Annotated in this window: 14 protein-coding genes and 2 pseudogenes; all 16 read right to left on the reverse strand. The window is 45.4% G+C overall.

What is annotated here, in order from left to right:
* Positions 1 to 351: 351 nt before the first annotated feature.
* A pseudogene (locus PQQ36_RS02455) lies at positions 352 to 978 on the reverse strand (RHS repeat-associated core domain-containing protein); the annotation flags it as partial.
* 1 nt (position 979) lies between these two features.
* On the reverse strand, positions 980 to 1807 hold the full coding sequence (locus tag PQQ36_RS02460) for an ankyrin repeat domain-containing protein (protein ID WP_206629739.1): 828 nt from the start codon (positions 1805 to 1807) through the stop codon (positions 980 to 982).
* A gap of 257 nt (positions 1808 to 2064) precedes the next feature.
* Positions 2065 to 2406, reverse strand: a complete 342-nt coding sequence (locus tag PQQ36_RS02465) for an immunity protein YezG family protein (RefSeq protein WP_040110842.1) — start codon at positions 2404 to 2406, stop codon at positions 2065 to 2067.
* Positions 2396 to 2569: a DNA/RNA non-specific endonuclease gene (locus PQQ36_RS02470; RefSeq protein WP_225454683.1), complete on the reverse strand. Its 174-nt coding sequence runs from the start codon at positions 2567 to 2569 to the stop codon at positions 2396 to 2398. The genes PQQ36_RS02465 and PQQ36_RS02470 overlap by 11 nt, the downstream gene beginning before the upstream one ends.
* A gap of 62 nt (positions 2570 to 2631) precedes the next feature.
* Positions 2632 to 3551, reverse strand: a pseudogene (locus PQQ36_RS02475) (IS5 family transposase).
* Between the two features lie 153 nt (positions 3552 to 3704).
* A complete protein-coding gene (locus tag PQQ36_RS02480; protein ID WP_015728008.1) occupies positions 3705 to 3974 on the reverse strand; it encodes a hypothetical protein in 270 nt (89 codons plus the stop codon).
* Position 3975: 1 nt separating this feature from the next.
* The gene (locus PQQ36_RS02485; RefSeq protein ID WP_225470301.1) at positions 3976 to 8439 is read right to left on the reverse strand and encodes an RHS repeat-associated core domain-containing protein; all 4464 of its coding nucleotides are present in this window, start codon (positions 8437 to 8439) and stop codon (positions 3976 to 3978) included.
* Positions 8440 to 9348, reverse strand: a complete 909-nt coding sequence (locus tag PQQ36_RS02490; RefSeq protein ID WP_273660296.1) for an NAD/NADP transhydrogenase subunit beta — start codon at positions 9346 to 9348, stop codon at positions 8440 to 8442.
* Positions 9349 to 9639: a PAAR domain-containing protein gene (locus tag PQQ36_RS02495; protein ID WP_011081381.1), complete on the reverse strand. Its 291-nt coding sequence runs from the start codon at positions 9637 to 9639 to the stop codon at positions 9349 to 9351.
* Positions 9640 to 9648: 9 nt separating this feature from the next.
* On the reverse strand, positions 9649 to 11484 hold the full coding sequence (gene tssI, locus PQQ36_RS02500; protein ID WP_273660297.1) for a type VI secretion system Vgr family protein: 1836 nt from the start codon (positions 11482 to 11484) through the stop codon (positions 9649 to 9651).
* 54 nt (positions 11485 to 11538) lie between these two features.
* Complete coding sequence (locus PQQ36_RS02505; protein ID WP_011081383.1) at positions 11539 to 12018, reverse strand: Hcp family type VI secretion system effector; 480 nt, start codon at positions 12016 to 12018, stop codon at positions 11539 to 11541.
* A gap of 215 nt (positions 12019 to 12233) precedes the next feature.
* Positions 12234 to 14798 (reverse strand): type VI secretion system ATPase TssH, encoded by a 2565-nt coding sequence (tssH, locus tag PQQ36_RS02510; protein ID WP_225470302.1) that lies wholly within the window; start codon positions 14796 to 14798, stop codon positions 12234 to 12236.
* Positions 14799 to 14811: 13 nt separating this feature from the next.
* A complete protein-coding gene (gene tssG, locus PQQ36_RS02515; protein ID WP_108679038.1) occupies positions 14812 to 15780 on the reverse strand; it encodes a type VI secretion system baseplate subunit TssG in 969 nt (322 codons plus the stop codon).
* Positions 15777 to 17603, reverse strand: coding sequence for a type VI secretion system baseplate subunit TssF (gene tssF, locus PQQ36_RS02520; RefSeq protein WP_225470303.1), 1827 nt, complete (start codon positions 17601 to 17603; stop codon positions 15777 to 15779). The genes tssG and tssF overlap by 4 nt, the downstream gene beginning before the upstream one ends.
* Positions 17600 to 18073 carry a type VI secretion system baseplate subunit TssE gene (gene tssE, locus PQQ36_RS02525; RefSeq protein WP_011081387.1) on the reverse strand — a complete coding sequence of 158 codons (474 nt, stop codon included), beginning with the start codon at positions 18071 to 18073 and terminating at the stop codon, positions 17600 to 17602. The genes tssF and tssE overlap by 4 nt, the downstream gene beginning before the upstream one ends.
* The gene (locus PQQ36_RS02530; protein WP_225470304.1) at positions 18070 to 18873 is read right to left on the reverse strand and encodes a type VI secretion system accessory protein TagJ; all 804 of its coding nucleotides are present in this window, start codon (positions 18871 to 18873) and stop codon (positions 18070 to 18072) included. Before PQQ36_RS02530 ends, tssE begins: the two co-directional genes overlap by 4 nt.
* Positions 18874 to 18882 lie beyond the last annotated feature (9 nt).

Genomic DNA, 18882 nt, shown 5'->3' on the forward strand with positions numbered 1-18882 from the left:
AAGACTTTGGTAATGCTTATCAAGAATTGGATTGCGAACGCGTTTTGCAAGCTGAGCCCCCGGCAACTCATTCCCTTTCGAACCATCCAGTTGCTTGGCAGCTGATGTTAGGCTATCACTTCCTTTTGCTGCTGTCTCCGTAGCTACATTTAGTGCTTTGTTGCCATATTTTGCCGCTGTCACTCCCTGCCCAACGATTGGCAAGCCAGACAATAAAGACAAGCCACTATTCAAAAAGTCGCCGCGCAGCGCATACAGCCCCGCATTAATTAAATCCGCTACAATGCCAATTCCAGGAGCCATACCGGCACCATCAAGCGCCAAGTGTATTGCCTCAAGTGCAGCACCTTTGTATTCATCTGGCGCTATGGCATGCAACTGATAAGTCGGGCTGGCTGTTTTCACCGCACTGGCGTAATTGCCTGAGCCCATCGCGTAAAACATTGGCTGTTGCGGCTGGGTATCGTTCACGCCGGCTTTTATTGCAGGAGCGTCCTCTTTGGCACATAAACCATGTGGGTCTACCCACATCACCGGATTGGGGGTGTATTGATAGTGGTTTATGCCGCCTAAAAGCCCAATCGGGTCTGGCTGAATAAAGCGCCCGGTTCTTGGGTCGTAGTAACGGGCAAGGTTATAATGAAGCCCTGTTTCCACATCGTGATATTGCCCTTGAAAACGGAGTGGGTTGCCAACGCTCTCCACCTCAATGTGCGCACGTCCGTATGTGTCGTAACGTGCTTGCCAAACAACCGAGCCGTGTTCATCCACCAGAGCCAAAGGTGTGCCAATTTGGTCACATTGGTAGAAGTAGCATTGCTCATCTTCCACTAGCATGATTGGCGTGTGACTATTGGGCAAATAAAAATACCAACGGTACTTTCCGTTGTGATACTCACCAATTAACTGGCTCCCCTGCCAGATAAACTCGGTAGTGCCACTTTCTGTCACTTTGCGACTACGACGCGCTAATGCATCTTTATTGCCCTTGCTTTAACGCCTCTCGTACTTCTTGGGGAGTGGGTGGTGGAAACACAACGCCTCTCTCTTCGAGCAAGGCTTTCGTTTTGTGGGTATCTTCACTCCCCCTAAAAGCTGGATTTTTAGCGTTCTTTTCGAGTGCTAAATGTACACGCCATGCCACTGAAGCGCCTGTTGTCGATGGTTCTGTTGCTGATGCACCTTCGTTAATAAGTTTGTAAACAAAGTCATACTTACCTAAATCGGCAGCATACAGGGCGCTATTACTGTTGCTTCTATCTTTCGCATTGATATCGACACCGTACTCTAAAAGTAGGCCGAATTGCTGCCAATTATCATGTCCAATGGTGCCAAAGATAGCGGGTCTGCCAGTAGATTCGTCTCGGGAGTCCGGGCTAGCGCCGTATTTTAGTAATAAACTAAATAGTTGATTGTCTCCATCACCCGCAATGATTGCCAAAGGCTGCGCGGGTTTAGGCCCAGTGCGGTTAATCTCAATCATGGCAGGGAAATTAGGGTCCGCCCCCAGTTGCAATGCCAGTTCAACGGCACTGAGGTCTTTTTGCATGATAAGCCACAGTAATGGTGTAATGCCTTCTTTTCCGCGTACGTTCAGCTCAACGCCTTGCGCTAACATTGATTTAGCTGCTGCGGCATCATGCCGTTGAATCGCACGTAATAAAATGACCATCTTCGCATCAAAAAATAAATCCGCTTTCATATCTTTTCCTTCAAACTTGCAGCCGATTAATAGGCTAAGAAGAGTAATCATTAATACGGAAGATACTTTGCTTATTGTTGAAAATAGTCGTTTCCAATTAACCATGGTGTGTCTTTGAAAATGTAGGTAGCTACAAACACTCTTCGTCGTAATGTGCACACATCCGTATGTGTCGTAACGTGCTTGCCAAACAACGGAGCCATTGACAGTAACGCAGAGTACTCATCTCAAAAACTAACTATTTGGGGACTTTTGAGGTTGGATGACAAACGTTAAAGCTAAGCCCGCCAACCGACTTAGCAGACTTTGCGGCATTCATGTTGTTTGAGAGTAGAAGTTATTAGATATTAACAAATAAGTCATTATTCGTTGTTCAAGCTTTCGATGTCATCAGCAAGGGCTTGATCCCACTCGAAGTCAATATTGAAACTTCCTGAGGGTTCGAGGCTAAATGTAGCTCTGTTCCAATTGTTATCAGTTCCACTTGTTACTGCATGAAGCTCTTCAAATGCTTCAAATATTTCAAAAGGAACATCGAAATATTTTGGCTGTTCAGGTGATAAGGTTGGAATGTATTCACTTTGAAATTCGATAGAACCCTCTGTAAGTTCTGCTCGAATTACTGAGATTGACCAATCATCATCTATAGAATTGACAATTGATTGAGCTATGGTTAAGTACAAATTTTCTACGCTATTTTCCATTGGGCATATTCCTTAAAAAACGCTTCACTTTTTTACCATCAATTTCATATATTATTTCAAATGCAGTGGGCCTTTTGCTTTCGCCTTTAAAAATCGAGTTTATCTCAACTTTAACTTCTTTAGGTGGGTTTCCACTAAGTGCTTCCGCCCATTTATTTTCCATCCGTTTCCGGCTTTGTTGCGTAATTCAGTACAAAAGTAAAGCGACTTCATTTTGCGCTTTTTTTAGCCAATACGACAAGTTTTAGGCATACCTAACCCTGTAAGCTTGTTTAACGCTTTTATCATGGCGTAAGTCTCACCAACCTGAGCGTTGTAGTCTCTCAGACTTAATTTTCCACCTAGCAACTGCTTCACCCTATACATCGCTGTTTCTGACAGAGAACGCTTGTGGTAACCATACCTCTGTTTCCAGTGTTTATTTGAACCATACAATTTCTGGCAGGCCACACCAAGATTTCGGGGGTGACCTCGCTCCCAGAATGCGGCTCCGTCTCGTGGAGGAATGAGTGCGACTGCTCGCTTTATACGGATAGCTTCGTAAAAGGCCTTGGTGTCATAAGCACCGTCACCTGATATTTCAACGATCTTTCTGCGTGTTTGCTTAAGTAGATTTGGCAGCACTTCAGCATCAGTCACGTTCGATAAACTCAATTCCGCAGCGATAATTTCGTGGGTATTCGTATCAACGGCAAGATCGAGCTTTCGCCAAACTCTGCGTTTACCGTCTGTGCCATGCTTTTTGACTTTCCATTCCCCTTCGCCGTAAACCTTGAGACCAGTAGCATCGATGGCCAAATGTCTTATCACACCAGACGTTTGAGGTTTGAATGATACTTCAACCTGTTTAGCTCGGCGACTGATACAGGTGTAATGTGGACACTGCAATGGAACACGAGCAAGCAGAAATACGGAGTCAATGAATCCTTGCAGAGTGCGTAACGGCATTGAAAAGATACGCTTCATCATCAACGCAGTTGTGATCGCCAGGTCGCTAAAGAAACGAGGTCTTCCACGCTTTTTTGTTTGCTTTGTTTCCACTCTCTTATCGCTTCTTCATCAATCCAGAAAGTGAGTGAACCACGGTTGATTAAGGCTTTGTTGTACTGTTTCCAGTTCGTTGTTTTGTAGCGAGGTTTCGGCATGAGACTAGGGGAATTAACTTACTTAACCGATCAGATCGTAACCTTCTGATTTAGTTCCCTCGAATTACGCAACAAAGCCCTTGTCTGTTTCTACAAGTCTTACCTGATCATCAATCAGTGTACCTATTGTTGGTCGATCAAGCTTGTCTGGAACTACACCTCAAGTCCCTCAGCCAAATTCGCAAATCGACTATAACAATCAGCTAACTCAATATTATTGGCTAAGTCACCCTCAATAAACAAACGATCAAGCCTTATACGCCCCAATACATAATATTGATTCATACTCTTAACTTGGTTAAATACACCTTCAAGCTCCTTCAAAGCTACAACCGCATTTTCACTAGAACTAGACTCTTGCTTAAGAATCTGTTCTAGCAATTGTCCCTCTGTTTTTAGCCGTTTAAGTTTATCTTCTGACATATCATTGACCCGTTATGTAACGATTTAAAGGCTGAGCTTCTGTAAATAAATCACGTCTTGTCACTAATGTTTGAATCTCTCCGCCGCTTCTCAAATACTCTCCACTGTTAACAGAGAATTTTGCAATCTGGCTTTGGAAAACATCAACATTACTTTTTGCCGTAATTGAATATAACTCAAAACTGCTTGGAACTTGTGGCAATCCAAGCATTTCTCCAATAGCTTGAGGGTTATTAGGCAAACGCTCCAGTACATCCCTGGTCACAAAGTATGGAGTTGACCCACTCGGTGGAGCCCCAGTTGGAACTAGCTTAAATAGTTGATCACCTTGCTGTAGTGATACCGTAGAAGGTAAGTCTACGCCAGACTCCAACATATCCCTAGACATAAGCAATGCCCTATCTGGGGACACACCCGCTTGTTGCAAAGATTCAAACATTTGCTGGCCAACTGCATAATCTCTTGGGTCACTGATTTCCATACCCAAGGCTCTGGAACTATTCCAGTTAACTTCTGCAGGAGATACTAAAGCCTTGTTTGGAACTACCCCTTTCCCCACAGACTTCATAGCAACTCTACCGCCCCATGCGGTCATCACTATTTCTGGGGCTAACTGCACGAGTGTTGCCGCCAAGGGGGAACCTGTATGTTCTAGTGTTGCACTCCCAAGCCCTTCCATTGTATCTGCATAGGCTTCAACATATCCAGATACGTTGTTAATAATTTGATGTGCGCCCCGAGACTGCGGAACATAGCTATATTTCTCTTGAATCGATTGAATGAGCGCAGAAGATTGCTCTAAATCACCAAATGCGAGTTGCGCTAACCCAGCTAAGCCAGCCGCCGCGTCAACGGCTGTGTTGTAAGCACCTGCCGCCAGCATTTCTGTCGCACCCAACGCATAATCAATGCCGACTTGCTGAACAGCATCTGGCGCTATGGCATGTAACTGATAAGTCGGGCTGGCTGTTTTCACCGCACTGGCGTAATTGCCTGAGCCCATCGCGTAAAACATTGGCTGTTGCGGCTGGGTATCGTTCACGCCGGCTTTTATTGCAGGAGCGTCCTCTTTGGGACATAAGCCATGCGGGTCTACCCACATCACCGGATTGGGGGCATATTGATAATGGTTTATGCCGCCTAAAAGCCCAATCGGGTCTGGCTGAATAAAGCGCCCGGTTCTTGGGTCGTAGTAACGGGCAAGGTTATAATGAAGCCCTGTTTCCACATCGTGATATTGCCCTTGAAAACGGAGCGGGTTGCCAACGCTCTCCACCTCAATGTGCGCACGTCCGTATATGTCGTAACGGGCTTGCCAAACAACCGAGCCTTGTTCATCCACCAGAGCCAAAGGTGTGCCAATTTGGTCACATTGGTAGAAGTAGCATTGCTCATCTTCCACCAGCATGATTGGCGTGTGACTATTGGGCAAATAAAAATACCAACGGTACTTTCCGTTGTGATACTCACCAATTAACTGGCTCCCCTGCCAGATAAACTCGGTAGTGCCACTTTCTGTCACTTTGCGACTACGACGCCCCAGCGCATCGTATTCAAAATGAGAAAGTACCCCATCACTGTCGACTTGTACGAGCTGATTGAGTGCGTTGAAGCATCGATACTGCGCGCTCCCCTCGCCCTCTGCACAAATCTGATTGCCATGAGCGTCATACTGGAAGCGCCAACCGTTGTGTTCCACCAATCTGTCACCCATTAGCAGACAATCCGCTTCACTTGGATTGCCAAAACTGTCGAATCGGTAGGTTTCTTCCTGATGCGCGGTTTTGGCGCGAGTGAGCTGACCTAGGCTGTCGTATTGATAATGTGATGCACCCTGTACACTGTCGATAATAATGGCGAGCTGGTGAGCGGTATCATAATGGTATTTCCTGCTTCGGTTGTTCCACTGTTGTTGAGACAGTCGGCCAATACCATCAAACCGTTTCTGTTCTTGCTCTTGTCCATAGTAAACCGAGCAGATTCGTCCCATGGAATCATAGTCAAAATGCACACAAGGCGGCTTCTCACCCATTGAAATAGCCGCTAATTGACCGTACACGGTATACGCATAGTTCACTTGACTGCCATCTGCTAGAAGCAACTGGCTAAGTTGCCCTGATGCGTTATGGTGATAACCAATCCTGTGCTGACCCTGAATTTGTTGAGATAGCTGACCACCAGACGAGTATTGGTACTGAATAGTGCACGCTTGGTTGGTTGCCAAACGCAGTTGCGACCCGTGACTAAACTGGTATCGGTTTTCCGACACACCATGTGTCGCGCCCGCCTTGACCAGACAAAGATTGCCTTCAGCATCATAGGAAAAGACAACTTGACGTTCGCAACTTTCTAAGCGGGAGAGTCTTCCGGCTAAATCATAGTGATACTGAGTAGTGACACCATCAAAATTCTGCGTTTCAGTGACATAGTCGTCTGGCGACAGCGTAAACAGAAAATCACATGCATCGCTGCGAGAAATTCCAACGAGGTTCCTTTCTCCATCATAACGAAAAGCAAGCTCTCCACCATCGGGGCGGATGATTGCATTCGGCTGTGCCAGCAAGCCCCACTCAATCGTACTCGTCCCTGCAGGGGTAATAAGGTGTGTTACTCGGCCGCATTCGTCATACCGGTAACGCACTTCATGCTGTAAGTCATCCTCTTCACTGTAGGTAAAGGTTTTGGTCAGATGGCCATAGGTATCATGCTCAAATGCGGTCACCATTCCGTTGGGAAATGCAATGCCATCGAGCCGATGTTCTTGGTTGTAACTGTAACGTAGCAATGTTTGATTGGCTTGATGAGCGATCATCTGATGGGCATCATTCCACCACCATTGATGGCTTTCACCATCCGATGCTTTACGTTCGATCAGACGTCCAAACTTGTCATAACGACAATCCGTCCGTTTACCGTTTGCATCGCTCAAAGCCGTCAGTAAACCTAATATATTGTACTGGCGTTGCTCTAATGCGCCGTTTGGATAACGAATGGCCGTTTGCTGACCTAGTGCGTTGTATTGATAACCTGTTGTGGCTCCACTGGAATGACGCTCTTTTGTTTTCTGACCATATGCATTGTATTGGTAGCACACCGTCTCACCGCTGGGTTGTATCGCGCGCACGAGTCGTCCGTTGTCATCGTATTCCCAGCGCCACTCACGCCCTTCTGGGCTGCGTTTTGAGCTTAGTTTGCCATGGGCATTGTGTTCAAATGACCATTGATGCCCCAAGGTATCGCGATAACTTGACGTTTCATCTTGGTAGTGAAATTGATAATCGTAAGTGCCGTCATCGCCATAATTACGAAGACATTTGGCTTCCGGCCCTTCTGCTGACCACTCAAAATAGTGACTAAATCCCGACTGACGCTGCCTTCTTTTGAGCAAATGACTCTCTGAGTAGAAGTAGCTTTCTGTTTGACCATGCTGATTGGTTGCCGCCGTTAAATTGTCTTGCGCGTCATATTGATAGCTCGCCAGCACCTTCCCGGAATCGGGGAGCCGGACTTCAACCAGATGGCCTCTTCGATCATATTGAAGCTCTGCGCAGTGCTGTTTGTTATAGCGAATGCCTACCAAACGCTGTTTTGAGGAATAATCCAGATCAATTAGATCAATGGCTGTCGTTCTGATTTGTTTAATTAACCAAGTTTCATTCTTCCGTTCAAACTTGTACTGGGTACCATTCGCTAACGTGACCAGCAAATAACCATTTTCGTGATGGAAGCAACTTGCTCCTACGTAAGTTTGGTAACTCACCGCACCTTGGTTCACGACAGGAAACGCAATGACATCGCCTATCTCATCGCAAAAATGCCAACCCGTTAGCTTTCCTTTTTCAGAGTGTACTTCGTGGATTTGATAGTCGAAACAATGTCGCCAACCATGCCCTAAGCCAGTGTCTAAAAGACAAAACGAGGAACGATAGGTGCGAGAAAAACTCAATCGATGGTGAAGTGTTAAGTCACAAAGTGTTAGGATTTCTTCACCCGTCACCATAGAAACCGGATCGCCGGCTTTTTCATGATGTTTACTGCTTTCGGCTTGCGCTTCGTCGCAAGTTTTATCATCACTGGTTTGGCTCTCTGTTTTCCCATCTGACGCGGGTTTTGACGCTTGGTCTTGAGGTGGTGGTGTTAAAATCGTTGGTTTGAATGATGCTGGCGTCACGCTTTCAAACTGAACGACATGCAGCCTTCTTGCTGCCAGTGCCGCACTCAGTGACGTGACGTAATCTTCAAAGACTTTTTCATCGCGAAAGGGACTTTGGGGTATATTATCTCCCAACCAACCGCTTACCTCGGCGATGTCTTCTAACGAAGCAAGCTTAAATTTTTCGACAAACTGTTGAGCAACCAACTCTGTCGGGAAGTGCAGTGTCTTCCCTTCAGCGATTGGCTGGTCTGAGAAATAGTGTAACGATCCATCGTAGGCAGAGATTTTGACTATCCGTTGTCCATTCATTTACTTATCTTCCGAACGACTGCTCCAACGATACAAAATACCCACAGCTAACCCCTGCTCTTCAGCATCAATCTGTAAGACATGAAAGGGTTTATGTGGGTCTTGCAACTGTTTTTGATAGGCATGAAGCGCCTTATATAACCCGGTTCCAGCACCGAGTTGCCCCACCAATGTGCTGGAGAACAAATAGCCTGTGTTTTCTGTTACCCAAGGCGAAAAACGGTGTAGCTGGGAATGCCAAATAGGCATATCAGCACCGTCTAGAGGTAACATGAGTTCTGTTAATTCTCTTTGACACATTTGAGACAACGACGCCATCACTCTGGGAATGCCACTTTCATAATGGCTGGAATAACGGTCAAACTGAACTTTCGATAGCTCTAGACCGTATGTAGAGCGTGCAATATGCACCAAGAGTAATGAGTCAGTTTTTATGTCTTCAAAAAGTTGATATTCACTGCCTACACAAAATAGAGACGAAGTATCCACAGACAGCACCCAGCACTCATGGCGCTCAAGACAATGCATGACACGCTCGAAGGCAACCAAAAAAGAGGCATTCCCATAGGGGTAACAAAATATAGAACGCTGACCGCTAGGCGTGTCACCCAGTACCTCGTTGAGTTTCTTCACCAGCTTCAGTACCTCATCTTGTGTCGCTAGTTCAGGCAGCAAGAAGAAAATCGTCGCTTGTTTCGGGATCCTAGAAATGTCTACTGAATAATGCGCAATCAGCTCCTCCAAACGAACCAATAGAGACGCTGATTGATGTGCGAATGTTTTATAGCTATTTCCAGAATAAAACAGATCATCGCACCATTGAGGTGGCTCAATCGTTCCTAAATTATCTTGAGTCGCCAGATTGTGAGAGCCAACATAAACAGCGTGTGGATTAAGTTCGAGCGCCATCTAATCTCCAATCAACACGGTAGGTACGCCAACCAATATTTTGCCACCGTGAGAAGTGCTATCACCCATCCGAGCGGCTGGCTTGCCGTTAATTTTTACTGACGATGAACCGCTTGAAATACTGTCGGGAGGGCCAACACATATCAGCTTGTCTCCTTCTCTCGCGGCAGGTATACCTCCTATTTTCACATTCGGCGAGCCCGTGACGACAGGGCCTCCAACATGGGGAATCTTCCCTGTCTTTTTCGGACAAACGTGAAAACAACCAATGACAGATGCAGGTTTACCCATGTGTTCTTCCTAGTTCAGTGAAATCTGGCCAGCTTTTAAGGCAATCGAGGCACCATTAATGGCTATTTTGTTGCCTTTAATATTGATCTCCCCCGAACTCGACATCTGAATCGAAGCGCCGCCCACTTTAATTTCAATGCTTTTGCCTGCGGTCAGAGAAAGGACTTCGCCAATATCGAGTGAATAGTTTTTCCCAATCTTCCCAGAGGCGTTTTGTCCAACCTCCTCCGTTAGGTTGTTGGTAATTTTCTGGGTCTTATTATTTTCAACTAGGACATCAGCGGAATCTTCGACGACCATTTGGAAGTTCTTTTCCGCATGAAGATAGACATGTTCCTCACCCGGTTTGTCTTCAAAGCGTAATTCGTTGAAGTTACTCGCCCCTTTTTCCACAGACTGGCTACGGTAACCACTTTGGGTTTTCTTCTCTGGCAACGAAAAAGGTGGCGCTTGCGTCCCATTGTAAAGAGACCCTGTCACCACTGGCTGATCCGGATCCCCATTGATAAATTCAACGATGACCTCTTGCCCTACTCGTGGCAGAAATGAGCTTCCCCAGCCATTCCCTGCAATTTGTTGTGCGACACGTATCCAGCACGAACTCGTCGTATCAAACTTACCTTCACGATCCCAGTGAAATTGAACTTTTATCCGCCCATATTTATCGACGTAGATTTCACCTTGCTTATTACCTGTCACAACCGCAGTTTGGATTCCACGAATAACTGGCCTCACAAAGTTCACCGCCGGACGATGCACTTTCCCTGACTCAATGCAGGTAAAATAACTCCTAACACCTTGATTTGAAGGGCCACCATGACCTACTTGGTTGAAAACAGCAGCGTTGATAACAATCGATGAGAGCACGAACTCTTTGCCGATTCGGCTAGGGTCTTCATGCTTACCAAATTTGAAACTTCTGCCGACCGCAAAGGAGCGGCAACTCGACTCTCCAGAACAAACGTATGCGTTTTGCTGTAATGATTCGATCGTGTGGGTATTTCTCGTTTTGTACTGATCACCCGACTCCGCTTCACCCAGATATTCATAATGCTCGCTGCTCGGAACGGTAAATAAGGATTCGCTCCCTTTTGCCGTATTGTTAGGATGTGAAGCTGGCTTTTTCATATCATAGCCACTTTTGTGACTGCGCGTGATCACCATCGATTGAGCTTCATGCCACGAAGAGATATGACCCAACTCTGCGGTACCTGAATTGAAATCAATTAAAAATTCAGCACCTGGCTTGTAATAGCTGGCATCATCAAATATCTCGATCACATGTGAAGATTTAGTATGGCTGAAACAGAACGACAGCCCTTCCTCAGATAAGAGTCTTTTAACAAACTGTAGATCCGATTCTTCGTACTGAACTTTGTAGTTATACTTGGCATAGCTTTTGGTCAGAGAAAAAGAAAAGTCGACGCCATGCTCACCAAGAATTAATGAAATGATTTCTTTTATATCTTTATTTTGAAAGATTCGGCTGTTGATTTTGTAGTCCGCAAAATTCAATTTTGGCACAACAACAAGCTCAATGTTTTTGTAATTTTCACCATCTTCAAATTTGGTCACTCGGCTTCCTGCTAGTGTTGCCTTTGCAACAAACCCATGGAAGTATCTCGGTTCCAACATGACTTGGCTATTATTATCCATTTTGATAATAACTGGCTGACCCACGATTTGATTCAGTTCGCCTTTTTGACCATTAAAATAAGCATAAACTCGCAATGAAAATAGCTCTGACATTTCTTCTCTATATTCAAAAGAATTGAGAATAATCGCATCTTTCCCATAAGGCGTGGAAATATTTATAAATTTATTATCTTGAGTCGCTTTTTTCATTACAAACTTCTTTATAAACAAATAAGGAGGGCACTTTCGAACCCTCCAAATGATTTACATTTGTTGACCTTTAACACCGCTGTAACCGTATACCAACGGAGCAGATGTGTTGTTTTTGTCATCAGTAGGCGTCACCGTCATCATCATCTCTGTGTAAGAAATGGTGATTGTTTCAATTGGACGGTCGTCTTGAATTGACACTGCATAGTTAGAAATCATGGCATCCGTTAGTTGAATTTTCATGATTTCTTCGATTTTTTCACCCTGCTTAGTGATATGGAATACAGCGGGTTTACCCTTACCAATCGTGGCTTCTTTGAACAGATCTGGGGATGCTTTGTCTTGAAGTTTGGTAATGGTCATATCGTAAAGACGAGTAGAGCTTGCTTCACGATCCATTGCGGTGCCAGTATAAGAAGAAATTTCACGACCTACACTCCAATCAACTGAAAGAAGAGTAATCATATCCTTGTACTGTTCTGCGGTAGCTTCACCTTTAATATCAGCATATTTCAGGTAGGTATTTGACTGCATGCTAGTCTCCTATAGCATTTGATTAATAAAACTCAAAAAAGAGTCAGATTTTCTTACTAGAATAAGAACTTTAGAATTAATAATAAATGTATTAAATAGGTAAAATTAAATACACACTTTTATAACTGAGATGCTCGCTATTTTGTAGTGAATAACGAACATCTGTTAAACATGTTAGATGCAATTCTCAATTAACTAAAAATCATAAAAAAGTATTAGACGATTGAGATAGACAAGTCATCAACTTCACCTTCTATCTCAATTTTATTTATTCTTATATCATTAAGAATGGCATTTAATACGGATTCAGATATTTTAGGCAGCACCTTATTTTCAATCACATTTTGAAGAGCACGCGCGCCACTGCCCGTTTCATTGCAGCTGTCAACAATACTATTAATTAAGCGATCGTTGATCACCGCTTCTGCTTTATAGTTTGTTTTTATCCTCTTCTGAATTTTGGAGAGTTTCAGCGCGGTGATTTTCTCCAATACATCACGGTGCAAAGGGATATAAGGAATGACATTCACTCGACCTAAAAAAGCGGGCTTGAAATCCTGTAATAAATCATCTCGTAGCGCTTCTTTGAGTGCCTCCGGATCCGGAGCAAGCTCTGGATCTTGGAATAACTCCATTGTTGTTTCCGTCCCAGAGTTGGAAGTCATGATAATGATGGTGTTTTTGAAATCGATGTCTCGCCCTTCACCGTCTTTAATCATGCCCTTATCAAACACTTGATAGAAAATATCCTGTACACCCGGATGGGCTTTCTCCATTTCATCAAGCAATATGACGCTGTAAGGTTTTCTTCTTACGGCTTCCGTTAGCACACCACCTTCGCCATACCCAACGTAGCCCGGAGGAGAGCCCAGCAGTAACGAGACTTTATGCTCTTCTTTAAATTCAGACATGTTAATGACGGTGATGTTTTCTTCACTACCATACACTTGCTCAGCAATGGCCAACGCAGATTCCGTTTTACCGACACCACTTGGGCCTACCAAGAAAAAGATACCGTTAGGTTTTGATTCTTCATTGAGCTGTGCTCTCGCGGTTTTGATCACTTCCGCCATTTTACTCAACGCGTGATCTTGGCCGACCACTCGCTCTTGCAGATGTTGCTGTAAGTCTAGAATCGCTTTTATTTCATCGCTTTTTAGTTTGCCTAATGGTATGCCTGTCCAGCCTGCAATAATTTCAGCGATTAGGGCTTCGTTAACATGCGAAAACACCAAAGGCATCGGGTTAGACGATAACTGCTGTTCAATGGATTGCAGCTGATTGGCTTTCTCTGCAGATGGTTCTGCCAAAATGGAATCACGGAGCGCTTTGGCCTGCTTGACTGCGCCTTCTTCATCTCGCCACGTTGTCTCTAGTTGGTGAATTTCATTTTGAAGGAGCGACAACTTGCTCTCAAGTTCGTCAAGAGCTGTTTGATGAGAATGACCAAATGCAAGTTCATTGGTGAGCTGAAGCTGTTGAGCTTCTATCATTTGGCGTTTTTTGTATTTCTGATCAAGCAGCCCTGGTATCGAGTTTTGACTCAAAGCAACACGAGAGCACGCGGTATCTAAAACCGATACCGCCTTGTCTGGCAACTGACGGCCGCTAATGTAGCGAGAAGAAAGAAAGACGGCAGCCTTGAGTGCCTCGGTAGTAATGTGGACGCCATGATGTTTTTCCATGACAGGAACGAGGCCACGCAGCATCTCTATCGCCAATTCAGGTGAAGGTTCCTCTATTTTAACCACTTGAAAACGACGGGTCAGAGCTGCGTCTTTCTCTACATATTTTTTGTATTCAGCCCATGTGGTTGCGGCGATCGTGCGTAGCTCCCCTCTGGCTAAGGCGGGCTTAAGTATGTTCGCAGCATCACCTTGACCAGCCTGCGCCCCTCCCCCAATCAATCCATGCGCTTCATCGATAAACAGTACGATAGGTACCGCAGACTCTTTGACTTCTTTGACCACGTTCTTCAATCGATTTTCAAACTCGCCCTTCATACCAGCACCGGCCTGGAGTAGCGCCAAATCAAGTGATTTAATTCTCACTGCTTTAAGCGCGGGAGGCACATCCCCTTGAGCGATTTTTAGCGCAAGTCCTTCGACAACGGCGGTTTTACCTACCCCCGCCTCACCCGTCAGGATAGGGTTATTTTGACGGCGTCGCAGAAGAATATCCGTCATCAGCCGAATTTCATCATCGCGACCAATCACCGGATCAATTTGCCCCAGCTCTGCTTGCTCTGTCAGATCTATCGTAAATTGATCCAACGCTTGTGTAGAAGCTCTGTGGTTGGGAATTTGATTAGCCAGTTCAACATGAGTCTGTGCGTATTCGATTAACGCGCTAGGTTGAATTTTGCTTAACTCTTTGCTTACTGTCGAAGATAGGGCAAACAGCGTGTCGTCAGAGAGGAAGGCATGAAGCAAATGAACAGCAGCAATTTTTTCTGCTTCAAACGCAATCGTCGCTGTCATCCACGCATTCTGTAGTATGGTGACCGTATGGGATGACAACCCCGGTACAGTTTGGCAGCCCGTTTTGTACTTCTCTAATTGCAAAGTGAAATCTGTCTGCAGTTGGTTCAGATCAACCTTAAACGAACGATACAGTTCGATTTCATCAGGCCCAGCACTTTGCACTAGCGTAAGCAGCCAATGTGTCATTTCAATACTGTGGTGGGTTCTTGAGCTTGCCAAAGCAGCGGCTTGCTCTAATGCTCTTTTCGCTTCAGGGGTTAACTTGTCAACTAACGCGGATAGTGAAAGAGATGCCATTCTTAAATCCTTTTTAAATTGTTATCGTTATTTGTTTATTTGCGTTCGATAGGCTCGGCATTAAGATACTGCCTTTGCCTAATCGACCTCTTCCTTTTGCTAAGTTAGCGCTAGGAAGTTGTGCTCTACGAGCGGTTAAAGTCCAACGAATACGCTTACTCGTCCCCAACATGCGGCACATCAAATGCTTGGTCTCACCCAATCGTTCGGTGTGGAGTAACGCCGCCAATGAATCAGGGTCCTTTGCAATCAACTCGACATCAAATCCAGAACTCATGTTCCAGCTTTGCTTACCAAGCATGGCCCCCAATCCCAGTTGTGCGTGCTGCCCTTCCGGCCTATCACGGCTGCAAAGGCGAGTTTGCTCTGCTTCACTAATGTCAAACCAGCGACCTTTGAACTCATGCAAACGCACATCACATCCGGTATAAAACTCAATGACGCTTTTGATGTATGCACGGCTTCGGCGCTTTGACGTAAACATACCGCCAAAGAAAATCGCTTCATCGTCCTGGTTGCCAGTCAGAGAGGAGAGGACGGTCTGAATGGGCGACGCCGCTGATTTCTTATCTTGCGTTCGCAGTTGTGCGGGCAATTGGTATGACTGCCAACACCGGTAGTAGAGAGAGAGCAGTCTGTGGTTAAAAATGTCGAAGAAATCCTTCATTGCCGTGTCATTTTCACGCGCCCTTTGCATAACCAGCTCGCTGTAATGACTCGGCAGTACCCCCTGCTCACCGGTTAAACCGATGATGTTGGTTTGTAAGGTTAATTTATTGCTCTGGCAATTTGACACGACATTTATCAGCTCTCGCGCCTCATAACCTAAACGTTGCGAGACTGTGAGCTGGATTTTTTCATTCTTTGGTAACGCATCAGAACCCAGATGACTATCTGCCTGCAGTAGATGAGTCTCGATCAAATGTATCGCGGTAAAGAGAGGTAGCGATTCAATCTCAGCGAGAAAATCTTCACTTTTCATAACAGCTCTCTCTCTCCCGCCATCGATGGCCATGTATGGAATAACGCCCCAGTGGAGGAGAGCTTAATCAGTAGCCGTGTGAACGTGTTGACTTCAGCGAATTGTGAGAAGTAACTCGATAGCACGTTTCCTAACAAAAAGATCTGTTCTCGAGACAAAATCTGATCGGAAATCGTTAAGGTGATTTCGCTGCCGTGGCAAAAGCCGACCCGACCATTTTGTACCACACGACCAGTCGTCATCTTTGTCGACATACCTTTAATTGAATCGATCAATGCTTTGGTTTCTGGCGAACCTCTAAAAGCCAGCAAGTTTAAGATTTGCTTAAGCGTTTCCGCTCCTTGTTGATTGCAGAAATGATCCAATGTAATCAGTTTTGCAAACTGCCATCGAGTCGTCTCATCCATTTCGGCGCGAATGGTTTCGGTTGGCGTGGTTAAGCAACGAACGCAACTAAAATTGTCCTGACTCTCGGGCAATGTGACCAAAGGAAGCCCTCCACCAAACGGAATTTTGGCGGGGAGATTACGATTGCAACACCACGTGTCGATCGACATCAACCAACTTTCTTTCGCATCGGGGGCAAACAATTGGTGCTTACGATCAACCAGTGATACGAACACTTCCCGCCCGGGTTCATCAAAACCACCAGCCCAGTTTCTATCTTCTCTACGCATTAACCAGAACAGATCATATTGCGTTTGATAGTGGGTATGCGTCCCCGCATAGTAAGGGGGCAAGTTTTCGAAGACCTTATTCCAGTTTCTTAAAGTAACGTCATCAATACTGACCACTTCACTCGACTCTGGATCGCAGTGCTCTGGATGCAGTTGATATTCATATTCAGAGGCTTGCACCCTCATTGGCTTCATTTTCGCTTGATAAAGATTGACAACCGGAACCGCTCCTAAGGCGATATTTTCGACAGAGACTTGTTTCTCCAACCAGTCGTTGCCCTCTGCAAAATAGAGCCAGATTTCCACTTTCCCTTGTTCGCTAGCGAGGACTGAGAGATCTAAGTCTGTCAGCTCAAAGAAGAGAAATTTTTCGGGGAAGTGCAAGTACTCGATCAATAGACGCGTACCAGAAAAGCTACGCTTACTGTATGGAACCGCCTGTATTTGGTCGTCGAAGCCCAATGAACGTATGTGACGTGGCGTGAGCTCTTTTTTGCATCGACCTCCTTGTACCAAGCTTAGGCCAATGCAGGATTGAAAAATTTGTTGATAAAGCTGCAGAGCCGCTTGTCGTTGACCACTCAGATAGAATCGCAGGCATGAATCATCCAGAGTGGATAGGCTCAACTCAGCATTGTTCGATTGAATTTCGAGTTTGAGCACTGACTTGGCAGCGAGCTCCATACGACATTCTGTGCCGCTAAAAGGGGCATTTTCAAACTGGGCGTCAGTGACATCAAAAGGATGAACTTGTGTGGCACAGCATGTTTTGAAGTCACACTCTTGGTATCCCGGTGCCGTGATCGTGACGCGTTCCCCTTTGGCCACCGTAAACGCCGACGACGAAGAGGTCGTTCCTTTCAACTGAACAATCGACATTGACGGAATGGGGGCGTGAAAATCGGGAAATAGCTGCCCAATTAACGCTTCGGTTAGCTGTGGAAACGCGTTATCCAAGCTTTGTCGTATACGAGCAGAGAGAAAAGCACACCCTTCGAGAAGCCTTGAGACATGAGGGTCTTCAACGACTTCATCATTCATTCGCAATCGAGCGGCAATCTTAGGGTATTGTTCCCCAAATTCATGGCCTTTATGACGCAAATACGCGAGTTCTCGATTGTAGTATTTCAGAAAATCTTCACTCATTTCGCTCTACTCAGTTTTATCCCTAGACTGACGGGCTCAACTTCCGAATCCATAACCAACTCCTGCTCGTTATTATCAATCATGCAGGTCGCCTTGATTCTGAGTTTTAAAATTCGATCTAACGGATTTTTGTCTTCTGCAATGGCGACCGACACATAGTTGAGCCTAGGTTCATACTGTTGAATGGTTTCTTTCACTCGTTGGCACAGAACCTGTTGCCCATCCGCGCTGCTAAATGGCATTGATGAGAAATCTGGCAAACCATATCGCAAGATAGACGTCTGTATTTCACGTAGCTCATCTGACAACGTCATCCAGTTGATACGGCTGTTCAGTAATGATTCAAGATCTCGTCTGAGTGAATCCATCAACGCATGTCGCGTTAATGGAAAGTCTCTATCAATGCTGCTCAGAGGATCACTGTCCGTCAATTTATCCATGAGGGATGGGACTAGACCTGTTTCACTCATTCAATCGTGGTTTCCACAGCCAAGGCGACTCGTTCTAATTGGCTCAAAGCCAGCGCATTGTCACCAACTAACCACATCTTTTGCCCTTGACCGATGCAGTGATCCGTACCTAGAACATTTTTCCAGTCCGTTTCTCTGCCCAGTTTTTGGTTGCCACTTTCGGAATCTACGTACGTCATTGGGAAATGAGCTTCACCTTCGCCAAGTCCTTGAATATCGAACTCGCATGGTCGCCATAGTGTTTCCAACATGTTGGTGGCGGGTTTAAGTTCCAAGTAATGGATATGGTCCATCGGAACTAAGAAATAGTTACCTGCGGAAGAAAAGAGCTCAATGAAGCCCCCCAATCGATCATCGAGATCTCTCACATCATCATAGCGCACACCATTAATTTCAAATTGGAGTGCTTGACGGGATTGCTCTGCACGCTCACACACCGAGAGCAGTTCCTCATTGTGGTTCTCTTTTTGCGCCAAAATGAACTGAACAATCGTTTCACCCAGTTTTTCGGTACCCTCTATGAATTGCGCTGATGCGGCGCCTGCAAAAAAGTCCTTTCTTGCTTGAGCAGCTTTAACCAGATGACGAATTTGGCTTGCGCCGGGCAAATACTCAGGAAACAACTTAATGGACTGCATTAACTGTTCATCCGCGCGCTCAAACTCGCCCATGATGCATAGCAGTTCAATAAACTTGCTGCGAATAGTGGCGTTTTTGGGCGCCAATTTAATTTCTTTAATCAGCGCTTCTTTGGCGAGTTCGAGCTCGCTTCGACTGAGGTGGTCTTGCCAATCTGACATGTTTATTTC

Origin of the sequence: Vibrio sp. CCUG 15886, from assembly GCF_028570825.1 — a bacterium.
GTDB classification, from domain to species: domain Bacteria; phylum Pseudomonadota; class Gammaproteobacteria; order Enterobacterales; family Vibrionaceae; genus Vibrio; species Vibrio vulnificus_B.

Coding starts and splice junctions, on each gene's coding strand:
- PQQ36_RS02460 (WP_206629739.1), bottom strand. CDS start 1,807: ATGGTTAATTGGAAACGACTATTTTCAACAATAAGCAAAGTATCTTCC.
- PQQ36_RS02465 (WP_040110842.1), bottom strand. CDS start 2,406: ATGGAAAATAGCGTAGAAAATTTGTACTTAACCATAGCTCAATCAATT.
- PQQ36_RS02470 (WP_225454683.1), bottom strand. CDS start 2,569: ATGGAAAATAAATGGGCGGAAGCACTTAGTGGAAACCCACCTAAAGAA.
- PQQ36_RS02480 (WP_015728008.1), bottom strand. CDS start 3,974: ATGTCAGAAGATAAACTTAAACGGCTAAAAACAGAGGGACAATTGCTA.
- PQQ36_RS02485 (WP_225470301.1), bottom strand. CDS start 8,439: ATGAATGGACAACGGATAGTCAAAATCTCTGCCTACGATGGATCGTTA.
- PQQ36_RS02490 (WP_273660296.1), bottom strand. CDS start 9,348: ATGGCGCTCGAACTTAATCCACACGCTGTTTATGTTGGCTCTCACAAT.
- PQQ36_RS02495 (WP_011081381.1), bottom strand. CDS start 9,639: ATGGGTAAACCTGCATCTGTCATTGGTTGTTTTCACGTTTGTCCGAAA.
- tssI (WP_273660297.1), bottom strand. CDS start 11,484: ATGAAAAAAGCGACTCAAGATAATAAATTTATAAATATTTCCACGCCT.
- PQQ36_RS02505 (WP_011081383.1), bottom strand. CDS start 12,018: ATGCAGTCAAATACCTACCTGAAATATGCTGATATTAAAGGTGAAGCT.
- tssH (WP_225470302.1), bottom strand. CDS start 14,798: ATGGCATCTCTTTCACTATCCGCGTTAGTTGACAAGTTAACCCCTGAA.
- tssG (WP_108679038.1), bottom strand. CDS start 15,780: ATGAAAAGTGAAGATTTTCTCGCTGAGATTGAATCGCTACCTCTCTTT.
- tssF (WP_225470303.1), bottom strand. CDS start 17,603: ATGAGTGAAGATTTTCTGAAATACTACAATCGAGAACTCGCGTATTTG.
- tssE (WP_011081387.1), bottom strand. CDS start 18,073: ATGAGTGAAACAGGTCTAGTCCCATCCCTCATGGATAAATTGACGGAC.
- PQQ36_RS02530 (WP_225470304.1), bottom strand. CDS start 18,873: ATGTCAGATTGGCAAGACCACCTCAGTCGAAGCGAGCTCGAACTCGCC.